Below are 13540 nucleotides of genomic sequence, written 5' to 3'. Positions count from 1 at the left end.
AGGAATGAATATGATGAAAAGATATAAAAGTACACTAGGAACATTACTTGTTATAGCACTACTCATTAGTTCGATAGCCGCATATGCCGATGATAATGCTGATACAGGTTCTGGTGATACCAGTAACGCACTAGAGGGTAAAGGTTTTTACCGTGGCAGTGAATATATGTATAAGGTATCTGTGTATGTTGGATTGTCAGATCAAGCTGATAAGAATACAAGTTTAAGCTCAGATTGGAGGATGTTAAGCTCAAGACCTATCTATGTAAAACCATCAAACTTTTCAATGCCATCAAGTGTATTTTATGGTATTGAAAGTAAAGTAGGCTATCAAAATGGGAATGCATTAACATCAAACAATAATCCTAAAATTCTTATAGATAGCCCTCCGCCAATTCCTATTACCCATGGTGGAAATATTAATGCTATTAAGTCCTACTTTGGTGATACAGCAACATTAAATTACTTTATTGATGCCTTTGCATCCCAAAAAGGAACTTCAAGAGAAGGTCTAGTTGAAAACATTAGTTTTACCATTGAAGGTGAAACAAAACGTTATCCAGCAGAAGAAATATTGCCTATCAAAGTCAATGATAAATATCAGAACAAAGTACCATGGCTGATTGTTTACGAACCTGTGATTATTTCATATCTAAAAGACCGAACAACCACATTAGCCTTTACCGCCACAGAATATGCCTTAGCTCAAAAGCTAGGGTATTTTAATTTTAGGGGTGGATCTGACGGACAATATATATCGGGAATGACCCATTCTGATTTGCCCAATTCTATTTTCTTAGAGGAAAGTTGGTTTGGTTATCCGGTAACGTCAGCACTTCCTGATAATGTGTATTGGGATTTAGATCGTATCATAGCAGGCGGTGGTTGGGGTATGCGCCTATTAAAGGCGAATGCGGTCAATGTCGTTGAAAATGATACAGAGTATGACTATGAGTATCGTGTTGACACAGATGTTATTACGTCAGTTCGAGTTTACGCAAGTGATGACATAACGCCCGATAACCGTCATGAAAGTGAAGCTGCCTACAACAATCCAGTTAAAAATACAGCCACTGTAACCATCAGTGCAAATGGCTATTCAAAGAGTACTGAGGTCGTTATTCCTAGTGGCGGTTCAGAACTGGTTTGGCTCAAATGGCATACTCCAAATACGCCTGGTGACGTAACAATTCAAGTAAATGTTAGTGGAAACAGTGCAGCAAAAATTGATGGAACAAGTCGTAGTGCTACCTTAATAGGTAAAGTTGTAGATTTAAGCTTGAGCGAACCACCAAATCCAACAGCCAATGACCGAAATGATCATTTTACCTTACCAAGTATTCCGGTAAAAGCAGAGAAAACTACTGCGAACTGGGGCGTGTATGATTGTAACTGGATTCCTAAATGGGTATGGCATCCAAAATGGGAATGGGAATCTGATTGGCAGAAAGATTACTATACCCATCATCATTCTGGTGGATGTAGAGATACTGATGGTGATGGAGATGACGATTATTGTCCAGGCCACAGAAGATACCGCTGGGTAGATGAAGGTGAATGGGTTGACAATGGCCATTGGGTAGATGAAGGACATTGGGAATATGACTATACAAACTATAGTGCCAGTCTCACAGGAACGATGTCATTGGAACCAGATGAAAAATCTCCAACCGCAGACGGAGCGGTTATGAAATCAGGCTATGGTGTTAATATTAATGTTTCAACTTTTCCAACAACCAATGCCCCAAGTTCTCACGTTACCAATGCTCAAAATGTCATTACCTATTTCCCTGAATTTCATTATGACACTTACTGGAGGTTACTGGATACAAGGGGATATGGTGAATTTGCCTTCAAGGAAAATAAGTATTCAACATTTAATAGCAGAGTACATTTCACACCATTATGGTTTCCTGATGGAAGGTATAGTGTCTATTCAGAAATCATAGATATGTGGACCCCTGATGGCATGCTTAGAATTAATTTAAATGACAATGTGACCATTGATGGTGATTTATATATGGATTGGCACATTGGTCCCAAAAGGAGTGAGTAATTGACATGGCAATAGATCCAGCAACACTAAAGGTAGTAGCAAAGGTTGCTACAACAGTTTTGTCAGATGAAAAGGGCAGGCGAATCATTTTGATTGCCTGCCTTGTTCCTTTTATTATCATTCTACTCGTTTTATCCTCACCATTTGCTATCTTCTTTTCAATACTTGGTGGTCATGACGAAACAGTTTCTGTTATTAGCGTCTTGAATGAAATGAAAGAAGATTTTAGATATAGCATTCAGCAGGAGCAATCAGATTCTTCTGCTGATGCCATTAAAACCATAGTAATGGGAAGTGAAGATGGCACACTCATTGATAATTCAGAAGATGTATTGATTGCTTTCGCTGTGAAATACAATGGGACAAAGGATGATGCTGAGCAGATTGCTGTCCTATCTGATAAGCAAGTCGAAAAGCTTAAAAAGGTCTACTGGGATATGAATGTAATTAACACTGCTTATGAGACTTCATCAAAAGAAGTTGAAGTCACGACAACCAATGGCAAGGGAGAGAAAGTTACCAAGACAAAAATAGTTACGACAACGACGAAAATTATTACCATTGACAGTTTGACAGCAGAAGATATCGGTGAAATATATGGATTTGATGATGTGCAGAATCAGATGATTGCTGAAATGCGGCAAAGTGGTTATGGTGTACTGATGGCATCAAGCAATGTCAAAACGTTTTTAACTGGGCAAGAAATTAAAGACATACAAAGTTATATCCCTGAAGGTATAACCATTGAAAGTGAGAAAGTTGTTGAAGCAGCAGAGAGTCTAGTAGGGAAAGTGAATTATTTCTGGGGTGGAAAAAGCCTTGCCATGGGATGGGATGAGCGTTTTGGAAGAGATATGGAAGTAACTTCTCCGGGAAGCTCATCGACTGGCACAATACGTCCCTTTGGTCTTGATTGTTCAGGCTTTGTAACTTGGGTATTCGTGAATGCAGGATTGGCTGCTGAGTCCATTGAGTCAACCATAGGCCATGGCACAACAGCACAGTGGAATGTATCGACCAGTATTCCTGCCAGTACAGCAAGGTTAGGTGATCTAGCTTTTCTTGCAACACCAGGAACAAGAAAGGTCAATCACATCGGTATCGTCGTAGGCAGAAATGCTGACGGACAAATATTGGTTGTCCATTGTTCAGCAGGTGCTAATAACGTTTCAATAGCAACAGCAGAAAGTATTGGTCTTCATATATTTAGAAGACCGGCAGTGCTAATCAATTAAATCAGGGAGGTCAAACATGAATCCAGTATTACCAATTGTTATGATTGTATTATGTGCTATTGCAGGAGCAGTAGCCTTTTTCTTTTTAAAAAGACCCATTCAATCAAAGACGAATCAAATATCAGAAAAACAAAAAACAGCCCAAGAATTTGTCAATGTGAAAGATATTCATGACAGTTTCTTATACACGAGAGATGGGCAAATTATCGCCTATATTAAGATTCATCCCATTAGCATAGATTTGTTCTCAGACAGTGAAAAAGAACAGATTTCAAAGGTTTTAACAGCTGAATTATCTAGTGTTCAGAAACCCTTTAAGTTTTTAGCTGTCTCAAGACCTGTAGATATAACACCACTGGTGAATGAATATCAAAGTCTCTTATCAGAAACGACAGATCAAAAACAAAAAGAGCTTCTTAGAAATGAAATCATGGAAATCAGTAATTTTGCTACCAGTGGTGAAGTTATAGAAAGAAACTTTTTTATCATGCTGTGGAGTCGATATCGAGAAGGCATAGAATCAGATTTGATTAAAGAGTGTAAGGAAATGATTCAGAAGTTTGAAAGTGTAAATATCAGCTTAGATATTATCAAAGAACAGGAAATCGTCAGGTTATGCAATCTCATTAATAACCCAGCATATACCCATATAGAAAATATGGACATCTAAATTAAACTTAAGGGAGGCAAATACGTGAAAAAAACAAATGAAAGTACCTTGGAGTACAATAACAGTCTATTAAACATCATCACTCCAATAGGCTTAGAACTTAAAAGAAACAGCCTGATTGTAGGTGAAAACACAGGGAGAATTTATGGAATCGTCAAGTACCCACAAAAGGTGGATTATGGATGGCTAGCAAAAATTACAAATATACCTGGAACAGTTGTCGGCATTACATTTATTCCGATTGATAATGGAGAATTTATTTCAGGATTATCAAAAAGTGTGATTCAAAACAGAGGTGCTGCTGAATCAGCTAAAGATCCACTGATTAGACAAAGAGCAGAGCAAGCAGCACTTGATGGGGAAAAGATCATGCTACAAATTGACAGAGAAGGTGAAACCGTTGGAACCATGATTATATCCATCATGGCCATAGCAAGGGAAGAAAATAACTTTCAAAAGATTTGTAGAAAGACAGAAAGCATCATAGCAACAAGTAAAGCAAAATTAAGAATTATGGCTAACCTACAAGAACATGCATTTAAAAGCATTGCCCCATATTATACCCTCGATGAATCCATTGGAGAAGTCCTTAAAAGAGTTATTCCGATGAGCAGTTTTGTCGGGGGTTTTCCTTTTTCATCTTCTGGTTACAATGACGGTACGGGTTACTATTTTGGAAGAGATAACACAGGTGGTCTGGTTGTACTTGATCCATGGAAAAGGGGCAATGACAGAACCAATACAAACTTTACCATTATGGGCGTGGCTGGTGTGGGCAAGAGCACCGTCGTTAAGCACATTGCTCTTTCAGAGTATATGAAAGGAACAAAAATTATCTTCATTGATCCAGAAAGAGAAATGAGAGAGTTATGTATGGCGCTTGATGGCGATTGGATCAATGCAGGTGGAGGAACCAACGGTAAGATTAATCCACTTCAAATCAGACCTACACCAGTGGATGAAGATGATAAATATTATAAGGATGAAGGCAATGGTATGGGCGATATGGCCATATATATGAAAAATCTTGAAATCTTCTTTAGTCTCTATTTACCGTCAATTTCAGATAAGCAAAAAGCTATTCTTAAAAATACACTGATTGAGCTCTATAATAACTTTGGCATCCATTGGGATACAGATATCAATAAGTTAACTAATGATGACTTTCCGGTGTTTCTTGATTTATATGAGCTTTTGAAAGAAAAGATAAAGGATAAATCGATATCACCAAATGAACAAAATGAATATGAAGAACTGGCGTTACTGCTTCAAGATATTGCTCTTGGTAGTGACGCTTTTTTATGGAATGGAAAAAGTTCAATCGAGACCAATACAAGATGTATTTGTTTAGATACCCATGATCTTCAAAATACCAGTGACAATATTAAAAGAACTCAGTACTTCAATATCCTTACATGGTGCTGGCAACAAATGAGCTTGGATAGAACAGAACCAGTGCTCTTGATCTGTGATGAAAGCTATCTTATGATTGACCCTAATGTGCCACAGTCATTGGTATTCTTAAGAAATGTTGAAAAAAGAGCAAGAAAGTATGAAGCAGGAATAGCCATCATCTCTCATTCAGTCGTTGATTTTCTTGATCCTAAAGTGAAAATGTATGGACAAGCTTTATTAGATATCCCAGCGTATAAGATATTGATGGGCTGTGATGGCATGAATTTAATTGAAACAAAACAACTTTTTAATCTTACAGATGCCGAAGAACAGCTTTTAGCTCAAAAGAAAAGAGGAAATGCACTGGTTATGGTTGGATCAAAAAGACTCCATGTCAATTTTCAGATACCTGACTATAAATTCAAATTCATGGGAAATTCCGGAGGAAGGTAGGCAATTATTTTGAAGAAGAAACTTGTTATAGAACTTATGATATATATTGTTATCGTTGGTATTGGCATTGTCATGCTTTTTATGTATGAACCAAAGGAAGTGGATATCGTACTGCCAAAAGACTTTCATATTGAGCAGGAAGGAGGTGTAAATGATGCTTTTATACCTATCGAGTAATGACAACGTAAATTTGCTGGATTTTCTTAATGATGAGCATGGCATCATCATTAAGAAATTATCTGGTACCTTTTCACTTAGACAGTTTATTCTCAACGACCTTAGAAGCCTTGATCACTTTCAGTATATGGTTATTGATCTTAATGCCATTAAGGATTCAAATAGTGACATTATGGAAGCTGTGAGTGCTTATAAAAAAATGTTCACATCAAGATTGATATTTTATATCGAGGATATGAAAAAGCATCATGATCTAGCCCTTAATCTTATTGAAAATGGAATTTTTAATATTGTTACAGCTACAGATATTGAAGCCATAAAAGCAGAACTCCTTAAATCCATAAGTGATTTAGGAATAAGTAAAAGAGAGGTTATGTTAAAACTTAATCCAAATGATTCCTCTTTTAATACAACATTACATGCATATAAATTCTCAAAAAAAGAAATAAAGATAGCTGTCACGGGGGTTCAACACAGAGTTGGTACAACTACCATGGCAATTAATTTTGTCAATTACCTATCAAGTATCGGTGCAAAGGTTTGTTATGTAGAAGCAAACGAGCATGATCATTTAAGTAAACTACCGGCATTTTATCAGGGGATGACAGCGAACGAGGATGTCATCTTATACAATGGCGTGAAATACCTTTCGCTCCATTCTGAGTGTCATGATGAATTTGATTTCATCATTTATGACATGGGGGTGATTGATAATAGAATTATCAGCGCTATTAGAAAAAACTGTGATGCTGCAATTCTTTGTGCAACAGGTAAACCCTATGAAGTGAATGATATTGAAAAACATAAGAACCTGTTAGATACAACATCACTTAACACAATATTTTCTTTTATTGCAGAGCCAGATCAGCACAAGTATCTAAAGCTTCACAAAGACATTCATTTTTCAAATTACACACCTAATTATTTTAATGGGGAAGTAAATGAAGTCATATGGTCAACAGCTATTAAACCATTTATAAAAAAATCGGAGGTCAAGTATGAATAGCAAAAGTCTTTTAATAGAAAGAGTTTACTCTTTAGAATTAACTCAAAGAGCCACACTAGTTGCTTTTTATCTGATAAATCGTGCTGACAGCGAGGGGACTTGCTTTCCTGGGGTTAAAACAATCGCTAAGGAGTGCAATATCAGTACCAGGACTGTGCAAAGAGCATTGAATGATCTTGAAGAAGCAGGTTTTCTTGTGCGTGAAAGTCGCTTTCACGTACAAGGGGGTCAGCGCTCTAACCTTTATTATCTGAAAGTATTAGAAGATGAGCAAGATGATACACAGCCAGTTGAGGATCAGAGGGAGGAAGATAATAATGATAGTGATGTTTCAAATGCGGAGTCTAATTTGAATATTAACGATTCATATCAGGCTTCAATCAGTATAGATTTACCAACAGTAGGCTTTAAAGAACTACTAGAAGAATATGTGTCACGGTCCCCCTGTCACGATGGCATACCTTGAACTTAACACTCTATTATTAAGGGATATTGAAAAATAAAGTTTAATATTTAAAGCAGGATGCTAATATACTTAAAACTTTTTAAATTAAATGAGTGAATTGGGTTGACAGAAACACTCAAAAAAAGTTATACTACTTATGGTGTTCGGAACGCGAACTGTGGTATTCTATTATACATTTTTAGTTTGAGTAGTTTGAAAGAGGAGATTAAATTGGCAGATAGTAAGAGTATTTTTTCAGACAATGAATATACCATAATGTCAGAAATCGTTGAAAATGAAAATGTTACTCAACGTGAACTTTCAAAAAAACTTGGTATTTCTGTAAGCACGGTTAATGTACTTGTTAATAAAATGATAAAAGAAGGTTTAATAAAAATGACCCAGGTGTCTCAAAAACAAGTGTTTTATATGTTAACGCCAATAGGTATGATGGAAAAAGCAAAAAAAACAGTGAGTTACCTAAAAGGACATTATAGAGCAATTTTTGAAACTAAAGAAAAGATCAAAACTATTTTTCAAGCATTAGATCAGGAACACGATGCTATTTTTGTTTTGTTAGGTGAAGATGAAATGGCAGAAATAATGGGTATTGCGGTAACTGAATTTAATTCTAAGCAGAACCAAGCGAGTGTTAATGTCCTTAACAAAAAAAATAGAAATGAAATAAAGAATTTTAAGTCTCCAGTATTAGTACACATGACTGTAAATGAGGAAATCTTGAAGGAATATGAAATTGTTGATAATTTGAACATTGTAAATTTAGCTGAGAAATTATAAATGGTTTGAATTGATACTTAAAAAATCGAAGTTATTAATTAGGTGTTTCGGCCCTATATAAATAATTAGAGGACATAGTGAGCTTGAGTTAGCAGCGTGACTGTGAATGGGCGAAGCTATGTCTAAAAGGATAGAGTGAAAAACTGTGAGGTTTTCATGATGAAAAAGAATTTGTTAATACTAGGTGCCGGAGGCCATGGTCACGTTGTCAAGGAGACCGCTGAGGCTATGGAGATCTTTGATAATATTGAATTTTTAGATGATCAGTTAGAAAAAGCTATTGGAAAACTAAATGAAATTGAAAGCTTTTCTAAAGAATATAGATATGCATTTATTGCTATTGGCAATAATAAGATAAGAATGCAATGGATTAAAAAAGCAGAAGAACTTGGTTTTAACATACCTGTACTAATACATCCTAAAGCAATGGTTAGTTCTTCAACATCAATATATCCAGGATCAATCGTTACTTTAGGCGCAATAATAAATGCAAATGTGGTTGTTGAAAAAGGTTGTATTATAAGTGCTGGTTCTATCATAGATCATGATAGTTTTATTGGGTTTGGTACCCATGTTGATTGTGGGGCTATTGTGAAATCACATTGTCTCGTCTTAGGAAATAGTAAAATTGAGAGTGGGACAATTATTACCAAAGATGATTTGCCTTCTTCGGAAGATTTCATAAAATCAAAAGGATTTTAAGTAGAAATTTAATGGTTAGATTATGCGTAATAAAAGTGACATATCAATTGGTATAAGAAGCAAAGATGGATTTTCGTTAATAGAGTTAATTATTGTTATTGCCATTTTAGCAATTATTTTAGCAATTGCAATTCCTAACATTAGTAAATATGTAGAGACTACAAGAAGGTCTGTTTGTAATTTAAACATAGTGCAGTTTGAAAAGTATTATGAAATCTATTTAGAAAAAAATGAAAAAGACCATTCTGAAAATATCTTAAGTTATTTTAGGCTCGAGTATGAAGAAAGTTATGGACAAATTTGTCCATCTAATGGAACGATTTCTTATAAGAATGGAACTATAAAATGTGGAAAACATTCTGGTAAAGAATCCTCGGATGATGAGACAGAAGAAATCCCATATATATAGTGAGTCCTATTCTCTCAAACACAATATGTAGCATAATATAAGGATTCGAATCTTTTTTTGCCCGACGTGAGTATGGTGAAAGGATAAAGAGGCCTTAGCCCTGTGAAATCAATAGTTCCAACAGAAAAGCAAAAATGTACATTTTGAAAGGTCAACCAGACTACATAAATTAGAAAATTGAGGTGTTGTACACATAAACACCTATACATTATATAGATGAAAAACACTAAAGAAACTATTTAAGAGAGGGCGAATAAGATGACTGAATTGAGAAGCATTCCATTTTCACCACCAGATATTTCAGATGAAGAGATCAATGAAGTAGTAGATACTTTAAAGTCTGGTTGGATTACAACAGGTCCTAAAACTAAATTATTCGAAAAGCAAATTGCTGAGTATTGCAATACATCTAAAGCAGTTGCACTCAATTCAGCAACAGCAGCAATGGAGATGACTTTAAGACTTCTTGGTGTTGGACCAGGAGATGAAGTCATTACCTGTGCGTATACTTATTCTGCATCTGCTAGTGTTATCACTCACGTGGGAGCAAAAGTCGTTCTTGTAGACTCAGGAAAGGACTCTTTCCATATTGATTATGATGGGATTGCTGATGCTTTTACAGAAAATACAAAAGCCATCATTCCAGTCGATATCGCTGGTGTGATGTGTGACTACGATAGAATTTTCAAAGCTGTAGAGAGCAAGAAGGAACTATTCAATCCATCGAACAAACTTCAAAAAGCATTTAGTAGGGTTGTTGTTGTTGCAGACGCAGCTCATTCAATAGGAGCTACATATAAAGGAAAGATGAGTGGCGAAGTTGCTGACTTCACATCTTTCTCTTTTCATGCAGTAAAGAATTTAACTACAGCTGAAGGTGGGATGGTTACGTGGAAAGATATTGATGGCTTTGATAATGAAGAGATTTATAAACAGTATATGCTTCTTTCCCTTCATGGCCAATCAAAGGATGCACTGGCTAAGACTAAACTCGGTGCTTGGGAGTATGACATCGTGGCTCCAAACTATAAATGTAACATGACCGATATTATGGCATCTCTTGGACTTGCACAGTTCAAAAGATATCCAGAGATTCTTGGTAGAAGAAAAGAAATCATTGAAAAGTATGATGCTTTATTGAGCCAATTAGATGTAACGTCTATGAAGCACTATGACGAGACATATCAATCTTGTGGTCACCTTTACTTGCTAAGACTTAATGGGAAAGATGAAGCTTTCAGAAACGATATTATTACGAAGATGGCTGAGAAGGGTGTTTCTACAAATGTTCACTACAAACCACTTCCGATGCACTCTGCTTATAAGAACTTAGGATTTAAGATGGAAGATTATCCAAATGCATTTGATATGTATAAGAATGAGATTACACTGCCACTTCATACCTTATTGACTGATGAGGACATTGAGTATGTGGTTGGTAGATTAAAAGAATCATTAGATGAACTTAAGTAATGGGGTGAAGGTGTGTATCGTAATTTTTTTAAGAGAATGTTCGATTTAGTATTAGCAATCATAGCACTTCCATTCTGGTTGATTATTTTAGTTGTAGTCGGTCCGATGATCTATTTTCAGGATAAAGGATCGATCTTCTATAACGCGCCTCGCTTAGGTAAGGATGGCAAGATATTTAAAATGTATAAGTTCAGGTCCATGAAAATGAACGCACCTGATTTGCGTAATGAAGATGGCTCTACATTCAATGCGGAAGATGATCCAAGGCTAACGAAAATAGGTAAGTTCATTAGAAAGACTAGTATTGATGAAACGCCTCAGCTTCTTAATATCATCAAAGGTGATATGAGCATCATTGGCCCTAGACCAGATCTTCCTGAGCATATGGAACTATATGAAGGAAATGAAGCTAGAAAGCTTGAGATAAGACCAGGTGTTACAGGTTATAACCAAGCATATTTTAGAAATACAGTTCCTTGGAAAGAAAGAATCAAGAATGATATTTACTACATTGATCATTTGACGATGTGGATGGATATCAAAGTGTTCTTTAAGACTGCAGTGTCGGTTCTAAAAAGGGAAGATGTGTTTGTTGTTGCAAAGAATGAAGATAAAGTTACCTACAAAAATTAAGAGGAATGATTAAATGAAATATGTACTATTTATAGGAAGCAAATTAGGTTATGAAGCAATAAAAATTTTAACTGAGTTAAATTGTCATATAGAGCATGTTTTTATAGAAAAGGAACATGAACACGAACATGAAAAATATTATGCAAAGTCTAAAGACCATTGTGAGATTTATAAAATACCTTTTAGTATAAACGCTGGTAACAGAGAGATTCAAAACACAATAGAGGAGATAGATGCATTTGACTATGTCATGAGTTTTGGATATAGAAGAATGATCAGTGAGTTGGCAATAAAAAAAGCTTCAATATCAGCACTTGGAACTCATTTTTCACCTTTACCAAGATATAGAGGCTTTGCACCATTAAATTGGGTTTTAATTAATGGTGAAGATGAAACAGCTGTAAATCTTTTTTATCTTGATGAGAAGGTGGATAATGGTGACATTATTGCTAGTAGAAAAGTAAAAATAGATAATTTGGATGATATAAATTCATTATATGAAAAATGCATAGTAGCATTCACGGGAATGATGAAAGAGGCAATACCGCTTATTGAAAGCAAAAGTTTCCAACCTAAAAAACAAGATGAATCAAAAGCTACTTACACATGCGCAAGAAATCCAGAGGATGGACTTATTGATTGGAACTGGGATTCAAGAAGAATTTATAATTTTGTACGTGCATTAACATACCCTTTTCCTGGAGCGTTTACATTTCTTGATGGTAAAAGGGTGATTATTTGGTCTTGTGAAGAATATGAAATTCCGAAATATGAAGGGATTATCCCTGGCAAGGTTATAAAGATTATCAAAGATAGTGGTGTAGTAGTTCTTTGTGGTGAAGGAGCCATACTTATAAAAGATATTGCGACTGAAGAGCAGCAAAACATTAAGGCTGATGAATTTATATCAAGTATAAGAGTAACATTAGGAAAAAGATGATGACGATGGGTGTGTCAATATGAAAAAGATATTAATTGTGTCTACTGTAAGTAGACAGTTCTATTTATTTGAACAAGGAAATATTGAAGTTCTCAAATCGTTGGGATATGAAGTTCATGGTGCTGCGAACTTTGAAGATATTAATGAAAGATTGGATAAAATTGATATTGTAAGACATCATTTCGATATTCAAAGGTCACCATTCTCCTTGAAAAATATTAAGGCTTATAAACAATTAAAAACGATAATGAAATCTGAGAACTTTGATGCTGTCCATTGTCATTCACCAATGGGAAGTGTTTTAGCTAGGCTAGTAGCTAGATCTATAAAATTGAAAAATGTAATTTATACAGCACACGGGTTTCACTTTTACAAGGGAGCACCGATTATTAACTGGCTACTATATTATCCAATTGAAAAGTGGCTTTCTAGATATACGGATATTTTAATCACAATCAACAAAGAAGACTTTGACAGAGCTAATTCCTTTAAAACTTGTAGGGTAGAATACATACCAGGAATTGGTGTTGATTCGAGTAAATTTTCTGAAGATAAGAGGATAAGGACTAAAAAAAGAAGTGAACTAAATATTCCTGAAAATTCATTTGTAATTTTATCTGTTGGTGAACTTAATAGAAATAAGAATCATGAAGCAGTCATTAGAGCGATATCAAAAATTGCGAATAAGGATGTCTTATATCTGATTTGTGGGAAAGGAATACTGGAGAATTACTTAAATGATCTAATTCAAGAATTAGGATTATCAAATCAAGTGAAGTTGCTTGGGTTTAGAAATGATTTAGATGAAATATATCAAGCCGCAGATTTATTTGCCTTCCCATCATATAGAGAAGGACTTTCAGTATCTTTAATGGAAGCAATGGCATCTGGATTACCTATTGTCGCTTCACAAATCAGAGGAAATGTTGACCTCATTGAATCGAATGATAATGGATTACTTTTTAAACCGAAAAATACTGAAAGTTGTGCTATTTCAATTGAAAAAATAATAAGCAACTCTGGTCTTAGAAATGAAATGAAACATAGAAATCTAATAACTATAAAAAAATTTAGTAAAAAAAATGTTAGTGAGAAGATGAGAGATATCTACAAAAACTTACTTTAATTAAAGTTTTCATGCGAGGAGA

14 protein-coding genes are annotated in these 13540 nt (G+C 35.2%); all 14 read left to right on the top strand.

What is annotated here, in order from left to right; translation table 11 throughout:
- Positions 1-10: 10 nt before the first annotated feature.
- The 14 genes from P0N36_RS01680 to P0N36_RS01615 all read left to right on the top strand — a co-directional run bounded on the left by P0N36_RS01680 (position 11) and on the right by P0N36_RS01615 (position 13518).
- Positions 11-2056: a hypothetical protein gene (locus P0N36_RS01680; RefSeq protein ID WP_275841021.1), complete on the top strand. Its 2046-nt coding sequence runs from the start codon at positions 11-13 to the stop codon at positions 2054-2056.
- A 5-nt stretch (positions 2057-2061) separates the two neighbouring features.
- Entirely contained in the window at positions 2062-3291 is a 1230-nt protein-coding gene (locus P0N36_RS01675; protein ID WP_275841020.1) for a C40 family peptidase, read from the top strand.
- A gap of 16 nt (positions 3292-3307) precedes the next feature.
- On the top strand, positions 3308-3961 hold the full coding sequence (locus tag P0N36_RS01670; protein ID WP_275841019.1) for a hypothetical protein: 654 nt from the start codon (positions 3308-3310) through the stop codon (positions 3959-3961).
- Between the two features lie 24 nt (positions 3962-3985).
- Positions 3986-5809 carry a VirB4 family type IV secretion system protein gene (locus P0N36_RS01665; protein ID WP_275841018.1) on the top strand — a complete coding sequence of 608 codons (1824 nt, stop codon included), beginning with the start codon at positions 3986-3988 and terminating at the stop codon, positions 5807-5809.
- Between the two features lie 9 nt (positions 5810-5818).
- The gene (locus P0N36_RS01660) at positions 5819-5986 is read left to right on the top strand and encodes a hypothetical protein (protein ID WP_275841017.1); all 168 of its coding nucleotides are present in this window, start codon (positions 5819-5821) and stop codon (positions 5984-5986) included.
- The gene (locus tag P0N36_RS01655) at positions 5961-6992 is read left to right on the top strand and encodes a hypothetical protein (protein WP_275841015.1); all 1032 of its coding nucleotides are present in this window, start codon (positions 5961-5963) and stop codon (positions 6990-6992) included. The genes P0N36_RS01660 and P0N36_RS01655 overlap by 26 nt, the downstream gene beginning before the upstream one ends.
- Positions 6985-7458: a helix-turn-helix domain-containing protein gene (locus tag P0N36_RS01650; RefSeq protein WP_275841014.1), complete on the top strand. Its 474-nt coding sequence runs from the start codon at positions 6985-6987 to the stop codon at positions 7456-7458. The genes P0N36_RS01655 and P0N36_RS01650 overlap by 8 nt, the downstream gene beginning before the upstream one ends.
- A gap of 210 nt (positions 7459-7668) precedes the next feature.
- A complete protein-coding gene (locus P0N36_RS01645; protein ID WP_275841013.1) occupies positions 7669-8235 on the top strand; it encodes a winged helix-turn-helix transcriptional regulator in 567 nt (188 codons plus the stop codon).
- A 156-nt stretch (positions 8236-8391) separates the two neighbouring features.
- The gene (locus tag P0N36_RS01640) at positions 8392-8937 is read left to right on the top strand and encodes a PglD-related sugar-binding protein (RefSeq protein ID WP_275841011.1); all 546 of its coding nucleotides are present in this window, start codon (positions 8392-8394) and stop codon (positions 8935-8937) included.
- Positions 8938-8959: 22 nt separating this feature from the next.
- Positions 8960-9346 (top strand): prepilin-type N-terminal cleavage/methylation domain-containing protein, encoded by a 387-nt coding sequence (locus P0N36_RS01635; RefSeq protein WP_275841010.1) that lies wholly within the window; start codon positions 8960-8962, stop codon positions 9344-9346.
- 258 nt (positions 9347-9604) lie between these two features.
- Positions 9605-10819 carry a DegT/DnrJ/EryC1/StrS family aminotransferase gene (locus tag P0N36_RS01630; protein ID WP_275841009.1) on the top strand — a complete coding sequence of 405 codons (1215 nt, stop codon included), beginning with the start codon at positions 9605-9607 and terminating at the stop codon, positions 10817-10819.
- A gap of 36 nt (positions 10820-10855) precedes the next feature.
- A complete protein-coding gene (locus P0N36_RS01625; RefSeq protein WP_275841007.1) occupies positions 10856-11452 on the top strand; it encodes a sugar transferase in 597 nt (198 codons plus the stop codon).
- Positions 11453-11465: 13 nt separating this feature from the next.
- Positions 11466-12392, top strand: coding sequence for a methionyl-tRNA formyltransferase (locus P0N36_RS01620; protein ID WP_275841005.1), 927 nt, complete (start codon positions 11466-11468; stop codon positions 12390-12392).
- 19 nt (positions 12393-12411) lie between these two features.
- Complete coding sequence (locus tag P0N36_RS01615; RefSeq protein WP_275841004.1) at positions 12412-13518, top strand: glycosyltransferase family 4 protein; 1107 nt, start codon at positions 12412-12414, stop codon at positions 13516-13518.
- Positions 13519-13540: the final 22 nt, after the last annotated feature.

The organism is Petrocella sp. FN5, from assembly GCF_029210395.1.
Classification (GTDB): Bacteria; Bacillota; Clostridia; order Lachnospirales; family Vallitaleaceae; genus Petrocella.
The sequence above is the reverse complement of the archived record's forward strand: the minus strand, read 5'-3'. Positions and strand labels throughout refer to the sequence as shown.

What these genes read in the sequence shown, in the direction of transcription:
- P0N36_RS01675 (WP_275841020.1), top strand. Translation starts at nt 2,062, where the DNA reads ATGGCAATAGATCCAGCAACACTAAAGGTAGTAGCAAAGGTTGCTACA.
- P0N36_RS01615 (WP_275841004.1), top strand. Translation starts at nt 12,412, where the DNA reads ATGAAAAAGATATTAATTGTGTCTACTGTAAGTAGACAGTTCTATTTA.
- P0N36_RS01670 (WP_275841019.1), top strand. Translation starts at nt 3,308, where the DNA reads ATGAATCCAGTATTACCAATTGTTATGATTGTATTATGTGCTATTGCA.
- P0N36_RS01630 (WP_275841009.1), top strand. Translation starts at nt 9,605, where the DNA reads ATGACTGAATTGAGAAGCATTCCATTTTCACCACCAGATATTTCAGAT.
- P0N36_RS01655 (WP_275841015.1), top strand. Translation starts at nt 5,961, where the DNA reads ATGATGCTTTTATACCTATCGAGTAATGACAACGTAAATTTGCTGGAT.
- P0N36_RS01625 (WP_275841007.1), top strand. Translation starts at nt 10,856, where the DNA reads ATGTTCGATTTAGTATTAGCAATCATAGCACTTCCATTCTGGTTGATT.
- P0N36_RS01620 (WP_275841005.1), top strand. Translation starts at nt 11,466, where the DNA reads ATGAAATATGTACTATTTATAGGAAGCAAATTAGGTTATGAAGCAATA.
- P0N36_RS01650 (WP_275841014.1), top strand. Translation starts at nt 6,985, where the DNA reads ATGAATAGCAAAAGTCTTTTAATAGAAAGAGTTTACTCTTTAGAATTA.
- P0N36_RS01640 (WP_275841011.1), top strand. Translation starts at nt 8,392, where the DNA reads ATGATGAAAAAGAATTTGTTAATACTAGGTGCCGGAGGCCATGGTCAC.
- P0N36_RS01635 (WP_275841010.1), top strand. Translation starts at nt 8,960, where the DNA reads ATGCGTAATAAAAGTGACATATCAATTGGTATAAGAAGCAAAGATGGA.
- P0N36_RS01680 (WP_275841021.1), top strand. Translation starts at nt 11, where the DNA reads ATGATGAAAAGATATAAAAGTACACTAGGAACATTACTTGTTATAGCA.